The organism is Kosakonia sp. Marseille-Q7440 (assembly GCF_965119485.1).
The window spans coordinates 631,156-648,305 of sequence record NZ_CBCPLT010000002.1; the positions used below are offsets into that span (position 1 = coordinate 631,156).

Annotated in this window: 14 protein-coding genes; 7 read left to right on the forward strand and 7 right to left on the reverse strand. The window is 55.7% G+C overall.

From position 1 onward, the window contains the following. Nucleotides 1–7 precede the first annotated feature (7 nt). Complete coding sequence (gene yhcN, locus ACWPW2_RS16905) at nt 8–271, reverse strand: peroxide/acid stress response protein YhcN (RefSeq protein ID WP_023480826.1); 264 nt, start codon at nt 269–271, stop codon at nt 8–10. 379 nt (nt 272–650) lie between these two features. Next, nucleotides 651–1,121, reverse strand: coding sequence for a transcriptional regulator ArgR (gene argR / locus ACWPW2_RS16910; protein ID WP_023480960.1), 471 nt, complete (start codon nt 1,119–1,121; stop codon nt 651–653). Between the two features lie 412 nt (nt 1,122–1,533). Between argR and mdh the strand changes: the two genes are divergently transcribed. Next, nucleotides 1,534–2,472, forward strand: coding sequence for a malate dehydrogenase (gene mdh / locus ACWPW2_RS16915; protein WP_042715833.1), 939 nt, complete (start codon nt 1,534–1,536; stop codon nt 2,470–2,472). Between the two features lie 51 nt (nt 2,473–2,523). Here mdh and degS read toward each other — a convergent pair whose 3' ends face one another. The 3 genes from degS to zapG form a co-directional block, all read right to left on the reverse strand. Next, nucleotides 2,524–3,591, reverse strand: a complete 1,068-nt coding sequence (gene degS / locus ACWPW2_RS16920) for an outer membrane-stress sensor serine endopeptidase DegS (protein ID WP_023480784.1) — start codon at nt 3,589–3,591, stop codon at nt 2,524–2,526. 91 nt (nt 3,592–3,682) lie between these two features. Next, complete coding sequence (gene degQ / locus ACWPW2_RS16925) at nt 3,683–5,053, reverse strand: serine endoprotease DegQ (RefSeq protein ID WP_279794526.1); 1,371 nt, start codon at nt 5,051–5,053, stop codon at nt 3,683–3,685. A gap of 171 nt (nt 5,054–5,224) precedes the next feature. After that, nucleotides 5,225–5,623: a Z-ring associated protein ZapG gene (gene zapG / locus ACWPW2_RS16930; protein WP_023480758.1), complete on the reverse strand. Its 399-nt coding sequence runs from the start codon at nt 5,621–5,623 to the stop codon at nt 5,225–5,227. Between the two features lie 189 nt (nt 5,624–5,812). Between zapG and zapE the strand changes: the two genes are divergently transcribed. From zapE to sspB, 5 genes are all read left to right on the forward strand, one after another. Continuing rightward, complete coding sequence (zapE, locus tag ACWPW2_RS16935) at nt 5,813–6,940, forward strand: cell division protein ZapE (protein ID WP_312122044.1); 1,128 nt, start codon at nt 5,813–5,815, stop codon at nt 6,938–6,940. Nucleotides 6,941–7,188: 248 nt separating this feature from the next. Further along, nucleotides 7,189–7,617 (forward strand): 50S ribosomal protein L13, encoded by a 429-nt coding sequence (gene rplM / locus ACWPW2_RS16940; protein ID WP_023480976.1) that lies wholly within the window; start codon nt 7,189–7,191, stop codon nt 7,615–7,617. A gap of 15 nt (nt 7,618–7,632) precedes the next feature. Further along, entirely contained in the window at nt 7,633–8,025 is a 393-nt protein-coding gene (gene rpsI, locus ACWPW2_RS16945) for a 30S ribosomal protein S9 (RefSeq protein ID WP_023480836.1), read from the forward strand. A gap of 309 nt (nt 8,026–8,334) precedes the next feature. Continuing rightward, nucleotides 8,335–8,973, forward strand: a complete 639-nt coding sequence (gene sspA / locus ACWPW2_RS16950; RefSeq protein ID WP_023480809.1) for a stringent starvation protein SspA — start codon at nt 8,335–8,337, stop codon at nt 8,971–8,973. A 2-nt stretch (nt 8,974–8,975) separates the two neighbouring features. Continuing rightward, nucleotides 8,976–9,479, forward strand: a complete 504-nt coding sequence (sspB, locus tag ACWPW2_RS16955; RefSeq protein ID WP_023481029.1) for a ClpXP protease specificity-enhancing factor — start codon at nt 8,976–8,978, stop codon at nt 9,477–9,479. Nucleotides 9,480–9,572: 93 nt separating this feature from the next. Here sspB and ACWPW2_RS16960 read toward each other — a convergent pair whose 3' ends face one another. Both ACWPW2_RS16960 and gltB read right to left on the reverse strand, forming a co-directional pair. Continuing rightward, nucleotides 9,573–10,991, reverse strand: a complete 1,419-nt coding sequence (locus ACWPW2_RS16960) for a glutamate synthase small subunit (protein ID WP_124967172.1) — start codon at nt 10,989–10,991, stop codon at nt 9,573–9,575. Between the two features lie 9 nt (nt 10,992–11,000). Further along, entirely contained in the window at nt 11,001–15,461 is a 4,461-nt protein-coding gene (gene gltB / locus ACWPW2_RS16965; protein WP_454124300.1) for a glutamate synthase large subunit, read from the reverse strand. 667 nt (nt 15,462–16,128) lie between these two features. Between gltB and ACWPW2_RS16970 the strand changes: the two genes are divergently transcribed. Beyond that, on the forward strand, nt 16,129–17,055 hold the full coding sequence (locus tag ACWPW2_RS16970) for a TIGR01212 family radical SAM protein (protein WP_454125261.1): 927 nt from the start codon (nt 16,129–16,131) through the stop codon (nt 17,053–17,055). Nucleotides 17,056–17,150: the final 95 nt, after the last annotated feature.

A 17,150-nucleotide genomic window follows, 5' to 3' on the forward strand; every position in this document is an offset into this window, starting at 1 on the left:
GTAAAACTTATTTGTAGAGTTCTGCCGTCGCGTGCCAGCGGTCACCGCTGTGCGCTTCAATGATGCGGTAGGAGGATGCACCCTGCTCTTCCGCTTTTTTGCTCAGCTGCGCGTTCATGTCCATCGGTGAAGAGGCGATGGCGCCGACGGAGACGGTACCCAGAGACTGGCGGTCTTGCGCCTGGTCTGCATTGATCATGTCAGCGGCAAAGGCGCCGAATGAGAGTGCTGAGAGGATACCCATAGTTGCGATAGATGATTTGATATTCATAATGCTTACCTCGTCGTATTCTTTTCTTTGAATTTTTCCAGGGGCTCGTTTTGTGACCCCCATCACGAAATCAAGTATACACTAATCACGCGAATAATTAATACCAAGCTAATTATAACTACGACGAATACATATAACGCATGGCGGTTTTTATAACCTGACAGCATAAAAATTTTGCTTAAGGCGAGGAATTAGTTAACGAGGATTAATAAAATCAGCGAGATAGATTGCTTTGATTTTTTGTGCGGTGCTATCGGCTGCGGCAGGGTAATGAAACGAAAAATCGCACTATTTGTTAAATGATATGGGGTGGAAAGTCGCCTGAAAGGGAAGAAATGCCGAACATTCCCCCTCAGCGGGAACCGAGGGGAATGCGTGGTTAAAGCTCTTGTTCGAAGAGGACGAGGATCGCTTCGTAGAGATCTTTAACGGTAAAACCGCGGGCTGGGGTGGTGAAGATGGTGTCGTCACCGGCGATGGTGCCAAGGATCCCTTCCGCTTTACCCAGCGAGTCGAGCAGACGCGCGATCAGCTGCGCAGCACCCGGACTGGTGTGGATGACCACCACCGCATCGTTGTAATCGATGTCCAGCACCAGGTTCTTCAGCGGGCTGGAGGTCGTCGGCACGCCCATCTCAATTGGCAGGCAGTAAACCATTTCCATCTTCGCATTACGCGTGCGCACCGCGCCGAACTTGGTCAGCATGCGTGAGACTTTGGACTGGTTGATATTGTCGAAGCCCTCTTCTTGTAAGGCCTGGACAATTTCACCCTGGGAACTGAATTTCTCTTCTTTTAAAAGCGCTTTAAACGCCTTCACTAATTCTTCTTGTTTAGCCGAGCTTCGCATAAGTCACCCGTAATATGGCTGTGAAAATAACATTATTATGCATATTAATGAATTTTTATGCAAACATTGTGCAGATAAATATGCTGAAAAGTTATGGGGAAGGGCGCGAAGTTTAGCAAATTCTTTCGTTAAGGACATCAGCATGTGGCTTACGTCGCAAATAAGAGTAAAAAGTAAATTAAATGTTATAAATATGATGTTATTTTGGTGAATTCTACAGCTATATTATAAACTCGTTAAGTTAGTTGCTTAGCTTGCCGATCTGACGGTCGTATTTAACCCTTTTATAAAATCGCTACAGTGGGCTGTGCCGCGTTATTTTGGCGCACTTATTGTCATAATTAGCAGGGTGAATTAAGGTCGCCGCAGCGGAGTAACAATATATTTAGCTAACCATAATAAGGAGTTTAGGATGAAAGTCGCAGTCCTCGGCGCGGCCGGCGGTATCGGCCAGGCGCTTGCCCTACTACTGAAAACACAACTGCCTTCAGGTTCAGAACTCTCCCTCTACGACATCGCACCTGTCACTCCCGGTGTCGCTGTAGACCTCAGCCATATCCCGACCGATGTAAACATTAAAGGCTTCTCCGGTGAAGATGCGACGCCAGCGCTGGAAGGTGCCGACGTGGTGCTGATCTCCGCAGGGGTTGCGCGTAAGCCGGGTATGGATCGCTCTGACCTGTTTAACGTGAACGCCGGTATCGTGAAAAACCTGGTGGCGCAGGTGGCAAAAACCGCGCCGAAAGCCTGTATCGGTATCATTACTAACCCGGTCAACACTACCGTCGCGATTGCGGCTGAAGTGCTGAAAAAAGCGGGTGTCTATGACAAGAACAAACTGTTTGGCGTGACCACGCTGGACATCATTCGCTCCAATACTTTTGTTGCTGAGCTGAAAGGTAAGAAACCAGCAGAGATTGAAGTGCCGGTTATTGGCGGGCACTCTGGCGTGACAATTCTGCCGCTGCTGTCGCAGATCCCGGGCGTGACCTTCAGCGAGCAGGAAGTTGCCGATCTGACCAAACGTATTCAGAACGCGGGCACCGAAGTGGTGGAAGCGAAGGCGGGTGGCGGTTCAGCAACCCTCTCCATGGGCCAGGCGGCTGCACGCTTTGGTCTGTCGCTGGTTCGCGCCCTGCAGGGCGAGAGCGGCATCGTTGAGTGCGCCTATGTTGAAGGCGATGGCGAACATGCGCGTTTCTTCTCGCAGCCGCTGCTGCTGGGTAAAAACGGCGTTGAAGAGCGCAAGGCGATTGGCCAGCTCAGCGCGTTTGAACAGCAGTCGCTGGAAGGCATGCTGGATACGCTGAAAAAAGATATCGAACTCGGTGTCGACTTCGTCAACCGCTAAGCGCGGCTGAGATGAGAAACCGGAGCCTGTGCTCCGGTTTTTTTATGGCTGTCAGTTGGTAGCCGGGTACTCCTGAATCGTGACGTGCAGGGTCAGCTTTTTGTCGTCGCGCATCACTTCAACCGGGATCTCTGAGCCAGGCCGGATCTCTGCCACCTGGTCCATGGTCTCCAGCGCGGATACCGCCGGTTTGCCGTTCACAGAGGTGATCACGTCATTGACCTGAATACCCGCGCGCGCCGCCGGGCCGTCTGGCGATACTTCATTAACTACAATGCCCTGAATCGGATCGATACCGGTGCCCTGAGCGTGCAGCGGGGCAATCTCGCGCCCGCCGATACCGATATAGCCGCGGATCACCCGCCCGTCGCGAATCAGCTTATCCATAATCTTGGTGGCCAGCTGGAACGGAATGGCGAAACCAATCCCCTCAGGCGTCTCTCCGTCGTTACTCTTATCAAACGACAGGGTATTGATGCCCATTAACTCGCCCAGCGAGTTGACCAGCGCGCCGCCGGAGTTGCCGTGGTTGATGGAGGCATCGGTTTGCAGGAAGTTTTGCCGCCCGCTGGGGTTGAGGCCGATACGCCCGGTGGCGCTGATAATCCCCTGGGTGATGGTCTGCCCGAGGTTATAGGGGTTGCCGATCGCCAGCACCACATCGCCAATATGCGGCGTGCGCTTGGCATTGATCGGGATCACCGGCAGGCCGGAATTAGCGTTCACCTTCAGCACCGCCAGGTCTGTCAGGCTATCTGAGCCAACCAGTAAGGCTTCAAAGACGCGTCCATCCTGCAGGGCGACGATAATCTGATCCGCATCGTTAATCACATGCTTGTTGGTGATGATATAGCCGCGCTGATCCATGATGACGCCGGAGCCGAGGGTGCGGATTTCGAGGCGGTCGTGCGTGGAGCTGTTCAGGCTACGGTTATAGACGTTGACCACTGCGGGCGCGGCGCGGCGCACGGCCGGGTTATAGGACGCAGGCGTCTCATCGGCGCTGTCTAACTGATGCGTCGCGAGCGGGTTATTCTGACGTAGCGACGGCATGGCGGCGATGATCAGGCCACCGACGACAACACCGATTGCAATCGAACGTAAAAGCTTCACATACATGATGGGATAGTCGTTAAAAGAAGGACCGCAGCAGCATACCATGAGTTATCCGGACATCACACGCAGCGGTGATGCCCGGACGAGGAAAGGGTTAACGCAGCAGCAGATAGATGCTGTCGTTACCCCGCACAATGTGCAGCGCCATTATCGAGGGCCTGGTCTCCAGCACTTTGCGCATTTCGGCGATGGACTGCACGCGCGTACGGTTAACGCCGATGATCACATCATCTTTATGCAGACCCGCCTGTGCCGCCGAGCTGCCTTTCTCAACTTCACCGACCCGAATGCCTTTGGTGCCATCCTTCAGCTGACCGTCGCTCAACTCTGCGCCCTGCAATGCCGGGGAAATCAGCTCTGCGCTGGCGGAAGCGGAGGTGCTCTTATCCAGCGTCACTTCAACGTCGAGCGGTTTACCGTCTCGCAGCAGCCCAAGCTTCACTTTCGCGCCCGGTTCGGTCGTGGCGATGCGCGAGCGCAACTCCGCGAAGCTGTTCAGCGCTTTACCGTTGAGGCTGACAATCACATCCCCGGATTTGATCCCCGCTTTTGCCGAGCCAGAGTTAGGCAGCACTTCGCTGACAAACGCCCCGCGCTGCACATTCAGGTTAAAGGCTTTGGCGATATCCGCGCTCATCTCCGTGCCCTTAATACCGAGCAGGCCGCGCTTAATCTCACCAAACTGAATCAGCTGGTGGGAGAGGGTTTGCGCCATATTGCTGGGGATAGCAAAGCCGATGCCGACGCTGCCGCCGCCGGGAGCGAGAATGGCGGTGTTAATGCCGATCAGCTCACCGTTGAGATTGAGCAGCGCGCCGCCGGAGTTGCCGCGGTTAATCGAGGCATCGGTCTGGATAAAGTTCTCCAGCCCTTCGAGGTTAAGTCCGCTGCGCCCGAGCGCTGAGACAATCCCGGACGTTGCGGTCTGCCCGAGGCCAAACGGGTTGCCGACCGCGACGACAAAATCACCGACGCGCAGCTTATCGGAGTCCGCAATGGCGATTTGCGTCAGGTTGCTGGGGTTTTGCAGCTGTATTAGTGCGATGTCGCTCTGGTCATCGCCGCCGATCAGTTTGGCGTCGAATTCACGGCCATCATTAAGCTGTACGCTGATTTTTTGCGCCTGGTTGATGACGTGATTATTGGTCAGGACGTAGCCCTTCGCGGCATCAATAATTACTCCGGAGCCTAGCCCTTCAAACGGCTGCGGCTGTTGCGGCTGATCGGGCGCCTCTTCACCGAAGAATTTTTTTAGCTCTTCCGGCACCTTCTGGCCCTGTACCGCCGTGCCTTCAACCTGCACGCTGACCACGGCGGGAAGCACTTTCTCAAGAACCGGCGCAAGACTGGGTAACGCCCCCTGGCCAGGCACCTGTGACGGCATCGCCGCCGTTGCCAACGGTGCCGAGAGAGATAAGCCGACACTTAACGCGATTGCACTCAACAGCTGGGTTTGTTTCTTCATCGATGCTGGCTCTCAGTAACCTGAAGTGGAAGGATAGATGCCCAAAACAGAGTGATGTTATTGAAATTTCAACCCGGTAACAATGCGAAGAATGACTAAATAATAGCTGGAATGGGGAAGTTGCGACGGGCGCGGGGGACGCGCCCGTATAAATAAGGAGGGTGAGATGCCTTATTTGCGATTGGCGCGACCGCGCAGCAGACCCGATGCGCCTTCAGAGTAGTCGCGCGGGATCTGTACCGGGGCCTGATCGTTGTTCGCTTCAGACTCTGACAGACGGTTGCGGAACGGATTCTCTTCCGCGGACATTTCCGGCAGCAGGCTTGAGGAGCTCTTCGCCATATGTTGATAGAGCTGACGATAGTCGTCCGCCATGTTGTCGAGGAGTTCAGCGCTGCGGGCAAAGTGGCTCACCAGCTCTTCGCGGTACTCTTCCAGTTCTGCTTTGTTTTTTTCCAGTTCATACTGCAAGGCCTGCTGTTGACGCAATTTCCGGTTTCCGAAACGCATGCCCACGGCACCAATAATAATGCCGACAACTAACCCAATTAGCGCGTATTCCCAGGTCATGACTTCTCCCATTGTTGTTCGATTCCGTAGGGGGTGGGCTGCAAGCTTCTTGCCTGCGCCGGAGAGTGCCACTATAACCGCTAAAGGTGCAGAAGTGGAATCCTGACGCTGCATCGCGTAGTGTAGAGCGGCCTTTTTTTCGTCAACCCTGTGGGGGCGGATCGATTTTCAAGGAACAACAATAACACCATGCAAAGCCTTTCCCCGACATCGCGATATCTTACTGCCCTGAAAGAGGGTAGCCATCAGCCGGACGATGTGCAAAAAGAAGCTGTCACCCGACTGGATACGATCTATCAACAGTTGATTGCCGAACAGGAGCCCGCCGCGCAGCAAAGCGGAGGCCTGATGGCGAAGTTCAGCAAGCTGCTGGGCAAACGCGATACCCCTTCGCGCGAGCCGGTACGCGGCCTCTATATGTGGGGCGGCGTCGGGCGAGGCAAAACCTGGCTGATGGATCTCTTCTATCACAGCCTGCCGGGCGAGCGTAAACAGCGTCTGCACTTTCACCGCTTTATGCTGCGTGTGCATGAAGAGTTAACCACGCTGCAAGGACAGAGCGATCCGCTGGAGATTGTCGCCGACCGCTTTAAGGCGCAAACCGACGTGCTCTGTTTTGACGAATTTTTCGTTTCTGATATCACCGATGCGATGCTGCTTGGCGGATTAATGAAGGCGCTCTTCGCGCGCGGCATTACGCTGGTGGCGACATCGAATATTCCGCCGGATGAGCTCTATCGCAATGGCTTACAGCGCGCCCGTTTCCTGCCCGCCATTGAGGCGATCAAACAGTTTTGCGATGTAATGAATGTCGATGCCGGCATCGATTACCGCTTACGCACGCTGACCCAGGCCCATCTGTGGCTGTCACCGCTTGGTGAAGAGACCGCGCAGCAGATGGATAAACTGTGGCTGGCGCTGGCGGGCGCACCGCGCAGCCATGCGCCGGAGCTGGAGATTAACCACCGGCCGCTGGCGACGCTTGGCGTGGAGAATCAAACCTTAGCCGTCTCCTTTGCCACATTATGTGTTGATGCGCGCAGCCAGCATGATTACATCGCGCTGTCGCGCCTTTTCCACACCGTGATGCTGTTTGAGGTGCCGGTGATGACGAAGCTGATGGAGAACGAAGCGCGCCGTTTTATCGCGCTGGTGGATGAATTTTATGAACGCCACGTGAAGCTGGTGGTGAGCGCGGCGGCGCCGCTGCATGAGATTTATCAGGGCGAGCGGGTTAAGTTTGAGTTTCAGCGCTGTTTATCGCGCCTGCAGGAGATGCAGAGCGAGGAGTACCTGAAACGCGAGCATATGCCGTGATCCTTTTTTCATTGCCACCAGGCGCAGAAATCGAACAGCAAAAGACGAAAAGGGGTCGATCTTTGACCCCGACTTCTCTATAATCCTGCGACCCCACGTTACGGGAAAGTTTTTTTTCCCCAAAACTTTCTATGCGCCGGCATAGGCTATTCGAAGGGGTAGGTTTGCCGGACTTTGTCGTGTGAACCTCAACTGACAAACGTTTGGGTGTTCACCAACGTGAAACTAATTATTTGGGTAAGCTTTTAATGAAAACTTTTACAGCTAAACCAGAAACCGTAAAACGCGACTGGTATGTTGTTGACGCGACCGGTAAAACTCTGGGTCGTCTGGCTACCGAACTGGCTCGTCGCCTGCGCGGTAAGCACAAAGCGGAATACACTCCGCACGTTGATACTGGTGATTACATCATCGTTCTGAACGCTGAGAAAGTTGCTGTAACCGGCAACAAGCGTGAAGACAAAGTGTATTACCACCACACTGGCCACATCGGTGGTATCAAACAAGCGACCTTTGAAGAGATGATTGCCCGCCGTCCTGAGCGTGTGATTGAAATCGCGGTTAAAGGCATGCTGCCAAAAGGCCCGCTGGGTCGTGCTATGTACCGTAAACTGAAAGTTTACGCTGGCAACGAGCACAACCACGCGGCACAGCAACCGCAAGTTCTTGACATCTAATCGGGATTATAGGCAATGGCTGAAAATCAATACTACGGCACTGGTCGCCGCAAAAGCTCCGCCGCTCGCGTGTTTATCAAACCGGGCAACGGTAAAATCGTAATCAACCAGCGTTCGCTGGAACAGTACTTTGGTCGTGAAACTGCCCGCATGGTAGTTCGTCAGCCGCTGGAACTGGTCGACATGGTTGAGAAATTGGACCTGTACATCACCGTTAAAGGTGGTGGTATCTCCGGTCAGGCTGGTGCGATCCGTCACGGTATCACCCGCGCTCTGATGGAGTACGACGAGTCCCTGCGCGCTGAACTGCGTAAAGCTGGCTTCGTTACTCGTGACGCTCGTCAGGTTGAACGTAAGAAAGTCGGTCTGCGTAAAGCACGTCGTCGTCCGCAGTTCTCCAAACGTTAATTGTCTTCTGCTTCGGCAGAACGATTGGCGAAAAACCCGGTGCAAGCCGGGTTTTTTTATGGATAAAAATTGTGTTATCCACAGCAATCAGTCGCTTATCTCCTCTTTTTCAGCATTTCCGGAATCCCCTCACCACAAAGCGCGCAAAATCTGGTAAACTATCATCCAATTTTCTGCCCAAATGGCTGGGATTGTTCGTTTTTTGTTTGTTTTTTGAACAAGAGAGACAGTACGCGCGGGTAGCTAACTAACATCTGACCGGTCGAGTTAGTCCGGTAGCAGTATTTCTGAATATACCTGGAGGTTTTCATGGCTGTCGCTGCCAACAAACGTTCGGTAATGACGCTGTTTTCTGGTCCTGTGGACATCTATAGTCATCAGGTCCGCATCGTGCTGGCCGAGAAGGGTGTCAGCTTTGAAATTGAGCACGTGGAAAAGGATAATCCTCCTCAGGATCTGATTGACCTCAACCCGAGTCAAAGCGTACCGACACTTGTAGATCGTGAGCTCACCCTGTGGGAATCACGCATCATTATGGAATATCTGGACGAGCGTTTTCCGCACCCGCCATTAATGCCGGTTTATCCGGTGGCGCGCGGTGAAAGCCGTCTCTACATGCACCGCATCGAGAAAGACTGGTACTCGCTGATGAACGTCATCGAGAACAACAGCGGTGCGCAGGCCGATGCCGCCCGTAAACAGCTGCGTGAAGAGCTGCTGGCGATTGGCCCGCTGTTTACCCAGAAGCCTTACTTCCTGAATGACGAATTCAGCCTGGTTGACTGCTACCTCGCGCCGCTGCTGTGGCGTCTGCCGGTACTGGGCATCGAGCTGAGCGGCACAGGCGCGAAAGAGCTGAAAGGGTACATGACCCGCGTCTTCGAACGTGATTCATTCCTTGCCTCTCTGACAGAAGCCGAGCGCGAAATGCGCCTTGGTCGGGGTTAATCATGGATTTGTCGCAACTGTCTCCACGCCGCCCGTATTTGCTGCGGGCCTTTTACGAATGGCTGCTGGATAACCAGCTGACGCCGCATCTGGTTGTTGATGTGACGTTGCCGGGCGTACGCGTGCCGATGGAGTATGCGCGTGACGGCCAGATCGTGTTAAACATCGCACCGCGTGCGGTGGGCAACCTGGAGCTGGGCAACGACGAAGTGCGCTTCAACGCGCGTTTCGGCGGTGTGCCGCGCCAGGTGGAAGTGCCGATGGCTGCCGTACTGGCCGTTTATGCCCGTGAAAACGGTGCCGGCACCATGTTTGAGCCAGAAACCGCCTACGACGAAGAGCTCGTTAGTCTCAACGATGATGGTGAGATGCCCGAGCAGGAGAACGAGACGGTGATGTCGGTTATCGACGGTGATAAACCCGATCATGCAGTGGATCAGGATAACGATCCGGACGACGATCCGCCGCCGCGCGGTGGGCGTCCATCACTGCGTGTGGTGAAATAACCTGAGAAAAGCAGAACCCCGGTTCTGCTTTTTTATTGCCCGCAGAGCATAAAAAAAGGAGGCCGCAGCCTCCTTTTTATCGTTTTCGCAACATCACACTTCGAGATAGTTGAGGATGCCGTCCGCGGCTTTACGCCCTTCGGCAATCGCTGTCACCACCAGATCCGAACCGCGAACGATATCGCCACCGGCGAAGATTTTCGGGTTGCTGGTCTGGAACGCGTTATCGCTCCCTTCCGGGGCAATCACGCGGCCCTGCGAATCCAGTTCAACGCTGTGTTTCGCCAGCCACTCCATACTGTGCGGGCGGAAACCAAACGCCATCACCACCGCATCAGCCGGAACAACGTGCTCGGAGCCGGCAACGATCTCGGCGCGGCGACGGCCTTTCTCATCCGGCGCGCCCATTTCGGTGCGCGCCATCTTCACGCCGCTCACTTTACCGTTGGCATTCACTTCAATTCCCAGCGGCTGTACGTTGAACTGGAACTCAACGCCCTCTTCACGCGCGTTTTTCACTTCGCGGCGTGAGCCCGGCATGTTCTCTTCGTCACGACGATAGGCGCAGATTACGTGAGTTGCACCCTGGCGCACTGAGGTACGCACGCAGTCCATCGCGGTATCGCCCCCGCCCAGCACCACGACGCGTTTGCCTTCCATGCTGATATAGGGTTCTGACGGCGTTTCACCATAACCCATAATCTGCTTGGTATTGGCAATCAGGAACGGCAGCGCGTCAAACACACCCTGCGCATCTTCATTCTCAAGGCCGCCACGCATCGACTGATAGGTGCCGACGCCCAGGAACACGGCGTCGTACTCTTTCAGCAGATCGTCAATCTGCACATCGCGACCCACTTCGGTGTTGAGCTGGAACTCAATGCCCATGCCGGTGAAGATCTCACGGCGACGCGTCATCACCTCTTTTTCCAGCTTGAAGGCCGGAATACCGAAGGTCAGCAGGCCGCCAATCTCCGGGTGACGGTCATAGACCACCGCTTTCACGCCGTTACGGGTCAGCACATCCGCGCACGCCAGACCAGCCGGGCCCGCGCCAATAATCGCCACGCGTTTATCCGTTTGCTTCACACCGGTCAAATCGGGACGCCAGCCCATCTCGAAGGCTTTATCGTTGATATAGCGCTCGATATTGCCGATGGTCACCGCGCCGAACTCGTCGTTCAGCGTACAGGAGCCTTCACACAGGCGATCCTGCGGGCAGACGCGCCCGCACACTTCCGGCAGGGTATTGGTCTGGTGCGACAGTTCTGCCGCCTCAAAAATACGCCCCTCATTAGCCAGCTTCAGCCAGTTCGGAATGTAGTTATGAACCGGGCACTTCCACTCGCAGTAGGGGTTGCCGCAGGCGAGACAGCGGTCAGCCTGCGCTTTTGCTTGCCCTTCCGAGAAGGGCTCGTAGATCTCGACAAAGGCAATCTTACGCAGCTTCAGCGGTTTCTTTGCCGGATCAACGCGCTGTAAGTCGATAAATTGGTAAACGTTCTGACTCATCTCAATTCCTTACTGCGCCTGCACGCGCAACTCTGCCGCGCTACGACTACGGTGACCCAACAGCGCTTTCACATCGCTGGACTTCGGCTTAACCAGGGCAAATTTGGCGGCAAATGTCGGCCAGTTGGCCAGCATCTCTTCGCCGCGCTGCGAGCCGGTGTGCTGCACATGCTCGGTAATCAACCCGCGCAGATGCTCTTCGTGGATCGCCAGATCGTCGACGCTCAGCACTTCCACCAGCTCCGGGTTGACGCGCTTGCGGAACTCGCCATCTTCATCCAGCACGTAGGCGAAGCCGCCGGTCATGCCCGCGCCAAAGTTGACGCCGGTTTTACCGAGTACGCAGACGATACCGCCCGTCATATATTCACAGCCGTTGTCGCCGATGCCTTCAACAACGGTGATCGCACCGGAGTTACGCACGGCGAAACGCTCGCCCGCGCGGCCTGCGGCGTACAGACGACCGCCGGTTGCGCCATACAGGCAGGTGTTACCGATAATGCTCGCCTCGTGGCTACGGAACGCCGAACCGACCGGCGGACGTACCGCCAGCAGCCCGCCCGCCATGCCTTTACCGACATAGTCGTTGGCATCGCCGGTGAGGTAAAGCTCAACCCCGCCCGCGTTCCAGACGCCGAAGCTCTGGCCTGCGGTACCGCTGAAGTAGGCTTTGATCGGATCCGATGCCAGGCCCTGATCGCCATGAGTCTGGGCGATATAACCAGAGAGCAGCGCGCCAACCGAGCGGTCAGTGTTGCGGATATCAAACCAGAAAGTTTTGCTCTGGCGCTCATCAACAAACGGTTTCGCCTGCTGCAACAGCTGGGCATTCAGCACGCCATTGTCGAACGGCGGGTTGCTCTCGGTGCAGTAGAGCGCTTTGCCGGCATGCGGTTCAGCGGTCTCCAGCAGTTTGGAGAGATCCAGCTTCTGCTGACGCGCGGTAAAGCCATCAAGCTCTTTCAGCAGGTCGGTGCGGCCAATCAGATCCACCAGACGTTTCACGCCCAGCTGCGCCATCAGCTCGCGGGTTTCACGGGCGATAAATTCAAAGTAGTTGGTCACTTTGAACGGCAGGCCGTGGTAGTGATTCTTACGCAGCTTCTCATCCTGGGTTGCAACACCGGTCGCACAGTTGTTGAGGTGACAAATACGCAGGTATTTACAGCCCAGCGCCACCATCGGGCCGGTACCGAAGCCGAAGCTCTCCGCACCCAGAATCGCCGCTTTGATAATGTCCTGGCCAGTTTTCAGGCCGCCATCGACCTGCAGACGGATTTTATGACGCAGACCGTTCGCCACCAGCGCCTGCTGGGTTTCCACCAGGCCAAGCTCCCACGGGCAGCCAGCGTATTTTACGGAGGAGAGCGGGCTTGCGCCGGTACCGCCGTCATAACCGGCAATGGTGATCAGATCGGCATAAGCTTTCGCCACGCCGGTCGCGATAGTGCCAACGCCCGGTTCGGAAACCAGTTTGACGGAGATCAGCGCCTTCGGGTTGACCTGTTTCAGGTCGAAAATCAGCTGCGCCAGATCCTCGATCGAGTAGATATCATGGTGCGGCGGCGGCGAAATCAGCGTCACGCCCGGCACGGAGTAACGCAATTTGGCGATGTACGGGGTCACTTTATCGCCCGGCAACTGACCGCCTTCGCCCGGCTTCGCGCCCTGTGCCACTTTAATCTGGATAACATCGGCGTTCACCAGGTAGGCCGGGGTTACGCCAAAGCGACCGGAAGCGACCTGTTTGATGCGCGACACTTTGTTGGTGCCGTAGCGCGCCGGATCTTCGCCGCCTTCGCCGGAGTTGGAGAAGCCGCCGAGGCTGTTCATCGCTTCCGCCAGCGCTTCGTGTGCTTCCGGGCTGAGCGCGCCGATAGACATCGCCGCCGTATCGAAGCGTTTAAACAGCTCTGTCGCCGGTTCAACGTCGTTAAGACTTACTGCGTCACTGCCTGGTGTAATGGCCAGCAGATCGCGCAGCGTTGCCGCCGGGCGCTCGTTAACCAGCTTCGCGTACTGCTGATAATCGCTGTAGTCGCCGCTCTCAACCGCTTTTTGCAGCGTGCGCACCACTTCCGGGTTATAAGCGTGGTATTCGCCACCGTGAACGTACTTCAGCAAGCCGCCTTGCTCCAGCGGTTTGCGTGCCAGCCAGGCACGTTTGGAGAGGTTCAACAGATCCTGCTGGAAGTCCGGGAAGCTGGCACCGCCAATACGGCTGACCACGCCCTGGAAGCAGAGTTCGGTAACATCATCATGCAAGCCAACCGCTTCAAACAGTTTTGAGCAGCGGTAAGAGGCGATAGTTGAGATGCCCATTTTGGACATGATCTTGTACAACCCTTTGTTGATGCCGTTGCGGTAGTTCAGCATCACCGTGCGGTAATCTTTCTCAATCGCTTTGCTGTCGATAAGCTTCGCCAGCGTCTCATACGCCAGGTAGGGGTAGATCGCCGTCGCGCCGAAGCCCAGCAGCACCGCAAAGTGGTGCGGATCGCGGGCGCTGGCGGTTTCAACAATGATGTTGGCGTCGCAGCGCAGGTTCTTATCCACCAGGCGCGCCTGAATCGCACCCACTGCCATCGGTGCCGGAACCGGCAGGCGGTTTTTGGCAATGTTGCGATCGGAGAGCACCAGCAGAACGGTACCGGCACGCACCATCGCTTCCGCTTTGTCGCACAGCGCTTTAATGGTCTCTTCCAGCGTCGTTGCCGTGGCGTCGAAGGTGATATCGAGCGTATCCGCGCGATAGTGCTCCTCGGTCATGGTGGTGAGCTGTTTGAAATCGGAGTAGAGCAGAATCGGCGATTTGAAGCTCAGACGGTGCGCCTGGCCTTCCGCTTCGCAGAAGACGTTCATTTCACGGCCGATGCTGGTCGCCAGCGACATCACATGTGCTTCGCGCAGCGGATCGATAGGCGGGTTGGTCACCTGCGCAAACTGCTGGCGGAAGTAGTCATAAATGATGCGCGGCTGGCTGGAGAGCACGGCGAACGGCGTATCATCGCCCATCGAGCCGACCGCTTCCTGGCCGTTTTCGCCCAGCACGCGGATCACCGAGTCCAGCTCTTCAAAGCTGTAGTTAAACTGTTTCTGGTAGCTGGTGAGCAGATCGTCATCCATCTCGCGGATGCCGACTTCATCGTCGGAGAGATCTTCAAACGGCACCAGGCGGCGGACGTTTTTCTCCATCCACTCTTTATAGGGGTGGCGGCTTTTCAGATCGTCATCGGTCTCGGCAGAGTGCAGAATGCGCCCGCCGCGAGTATCGATAACCATCAGCTCGCCCGGCCCAACGCGGCCTTTCTCAACTACTTCATCCGGCTGGTAATCCCAGATGCCCACTTCAGAAGCGCAGGTGATGAGCTTATCTTTGGTGATGACGTAGCGCGCCGGACGCAGACCGTTACGGTCGAGGTTACAGGCGGCAAAGCGCCCATCGGACATGACGATGCCCGCCGGGCCGTCCCACGGCTCCATATGCATGGAGTTAAAGTCGAAGAAGCTGCGCAGATCCGGATCCATCTCCGGGTTATTCTGCCAGGCTGGCGGCACCAGTAAGCGCATGGCGCGCACGATATCCATCCCGCCTGCTAACAGCAGTTCCAGCATGTTATCCATCGAACTGGAGTCAGAGCCGGTTTCGTTCACGAACGGCGCGGCATCATGCAGATCGGGGATCAGCGGCGTCTGGAATTTGTAAGTACGCGCGCGCGCCCACTGGCGGTTACCGGTAATGGTGTTGATTTCACCGTTGTGCGCCAGATAGCGGAAAGGCTGCGCCAGCGGCCAGCGCGGCACGGTGTTGGTGGAGAAGCGCTGGTGGAAGAGGCAGATGGCCGATTCCAGACGCAGATCCGCCAGGTCTAAATAGAAGCGCGGCAGATCCGCCGGCATACAGAGACCTTTATAGATGTTGACGAGGTTAGAGAGGCTACAGACGTAGAACTCTTTATCCTCCTGTAAACGCTTTTCAATGCGGCGGCGGGCAATAAAGAGACGGCGCTCCATATCGCGCGGACGCCAGCCAGCCGGGGCGTTTACGAAAACTTGCTCAATACGAGGCAGTGAGGAGAGGGCGATTTCACCGAGTACGCCTTCATTGGTCGGCACATCGCGCCAGCCAACGAGCGAGAGAGTCTCACGCTGAAGTTCTTCTTCTACAACACGACGCGATGCAGCGGCTTTTTCCGGATCCTGATTGAGGAACAGCATGCCGACGGCGTAGTTTTTAGCTAAGCGCCAGCCGCGCTCTTCGGCGACGATGCGGAAGAAACGGTCAGGTTTTTGCAACAGCAGGCCGCAACCGTCGCCGGTTTTACCATCGGCAAGGATCGCGCCGCGGTGCTGCATGCGGGCCAGTGCGTGAATAGCGGTACGCACTACCTTGTGGCTAGGTTCGCCTTCTATGTGGGCGATCAGGCCGAAACCACAGTTATCTCTCTCAAGAGATTTATCGTACAACATATCAGTGAACCTCCCCAGGCTCTGCGAGAGCCCTCCCGATCGTTACGCACAGGCGCAGAAAGAGCATGGCGACGGGGCAATGGCCTCGTATGTCGCCCTCTTCATTTCCTTTTCGCATCGATTCACAAGTGTTGAGGACTTGCTTAAGAGGGAATCTCAATTACTGCATAAATATGATGAGCAGACTGCTCATCCAGAAAGCTTCCAGCGGATTTCCAACTTATCGGGAATCCGCACACAGGTCAAATGCCGAGCTTATTTATCCAAAAATGTGCTAACGCGCATTCATCTAATTGATTTAAAAGGATTTTTAATCAGTTTTACATTCAGTTATGGCAGCATAATGCAGGGGGAGAGTGTGATCTGACTCACTATAGTAATGCGCTGTTTCCGCTCTTCTGTTCTGACCTGACTTTTATTAGCAGATTATTATCCTGCTTGTGTGGCTGGCGCCGCATAATCCCACTGTTTTTGAGATAGAGACCTATTTCTGCAAATTTACCTTTCAGCATAAGGAAAAGTAATCGCCCGGAGGATGAATGAAATAGCGGTTATGTTGACTGATTATGCAATGGATAAAGCCTTCCCGGGCGATTGATCCAGGTCATCGCCGATGAAAGCTAATAGTGGCAGGCTACGCCCTTTGATTTGGGCGGCCTTTCAGATTATGCAGTTACAGAAATTAGTCAATATGTTTGGTGGGGATCTTGCCCGGCGCTATGGCGAAAAAGTTCATAAGCTGACCCTGCATGGCGGCTTTAGCTGCCCAAACCGCGATGGCACGCTGGGCCGCGGCGGCTGCACTTTCTGTAACGTTGCCTCGTTTGCCGATGAGGCTCAGCAGTATCGTTCAATTGCGCTGCAGCTTGCCGAACAGGCGCAGCGCATGAACCGCGCCCGGCGCTATCTCGCCTATTTTCAGGCCTATACCAGCACCTGGGCGGAAGTGCAGGTGCTGCGCGATATGTATCAGCAGGCGCTGAGCCAGGCCAATATGGTTGGGTTGTGCGTCGGAACGCGTCCCGACTGCGTGCCGGATGCGGTGCTGGATCTGCTGTGCGAATACCGCCAGCAGGGCTTTGAAGTATGGCTGGAGCTGGGGCTACAAACCGCGCACGATAAAACCCTGCACCGCATCAATCGCGGCCACGATTTTGCCTGCTATCAAAACACCACGCGGCTCGCCCGCGCGCGCGGCCTGAAGGTCTGTACCCATCTGATTGCTGGCCTGCCGGGCGAGCGGCTACCGGATTGCATGGCGACGCTTGAGCGCGTGGTCGAAACCGGCGTCGACGGCATCAAGCTGCACCCGCTGCATATTGTGAAAGGCAGCATTATGGCAAAGGCCTGGGAAGCGGGGCGCCTGAACGCCATCGGGCTTGAAGAGTACACCGTCATTGCTGGCGAGATGATCCGCCACACGCCGCCAGAGGTAATCTACCACCGTGTTTCTGCCAGCGCGCGTCGTCCTACTCTGCTGGCGCCGCTGTGGTGCGAAAACCGCTGGACCGGCATGGTCGAAATTAATACCTACCTTAATGCACACGGCGGCCAGGGTTCGGCGCTCGGTCGCTGCTGGACGCCGCCCGCCTGAACCTGGGTCAACCACACATTATTGCCGCATTTTTCGCACAAGCTTCAACGCCTTGCTCAGAATTGAGTATTATTGAGCGGACTTGTTTAAGGAAA

Excerpts from the sequence above, each read along its gene's own strand:
- yhcN (WP_023480826.1), bottom strand. The coding sequence starts at position 271 with ATGAATATCAAATCATCTATCGCAACTATGGGTATCCTCTCAGCACTC.
- argR (WP_023480960.1), bottom strand. The coding sequence starts at position 1,121 with ATGCGAAGCTCGGCTAAACAAGAAGAATTAGTGAAGGCGTTTAAAGCG.
- mdh (WP_042715833.1), top strand. The coding sequence starts at position 1,534 with ATGAAAGTCGCAGTCCTCGGCGCGGCCGGCGGTATCGGCCAGGCGCTT.
- degS (WP_023480784.1), bottom strand. The coding sequence starts at position 3,591 with ATGTATGTGAAGCTTTTACGTTCGATTGCAATCGGTGTTGTCGTCGGT.
- degQ (WP_279794526.1), bottom strand. The coding sequence starts at position 5,053 with ATGAAGAAACAAACCCAGCTGTTGAGTGCAATCGCGTTAAGTGTCGGC.
- zapG (WP_023480758.1), bottom strand. The coding sequence starts at position 5,623 with ATGACCTGGGAATACGCGCTAATTGGGTTAGTTGTCGGCATTATTATT.
- zapE (WP_312122044.1), top strand. The coding sequence starts at position 5,813 with ATGCAAAGCCTTTCCCCGACATCGCGATATCTTACTGCCCTGAAAGAG.
- rplM (WP_023480976.1), top strand. The coding sequence starts at position 7,189 with ATGAAAACTTTTACAGCTAAACCAGAAACCGTAAAACGCGACTGGTAT.
- rpsI (WP_023480836.1), top strand. The coding sequence starts at position 7,633 with ATGGCTGAAAATCAATACTACGGCACTGGTCGCCGCAAAAGCTCCGCC.
- sspA (WP_023480809.1), top strand. The coding sequence starts at position 8,335 with ATGGCTGTCGCTGCCAACAAACGTTCGGTAATGACGCTGTTTTCTGGT.
- sspB (WP_023481029.1), top strand. The coding sequence starts at position 8,976 with ATGGATTTGTCGCAACTGTCTCCACGCCGCCCGTATTTGCTGCGGGCC.
- ACWPW2_RS16960 (WP_124967172.1), bottom strand. The coding sequence starts at position 10,991 with ATGAGTCAGAACGTTTACCAATTTATCGACTTACAGCGCGTTGATCCG.
- gltB (WP_454124300.1), bottom strand. The coding sequence starts at position 15,461 with ATGTTGTACGATAAATCTCTTGAGAGAGATAACTGTGGTTTCGGCCTG.
- ACWPW2_RS16970 (WP_454125261.1), top strand. The coding sequence starts at position 16,129 with ATGCAGTTACAGAAATTAGTCAATATGTTTGGTGGGGATCTTGCCCGG.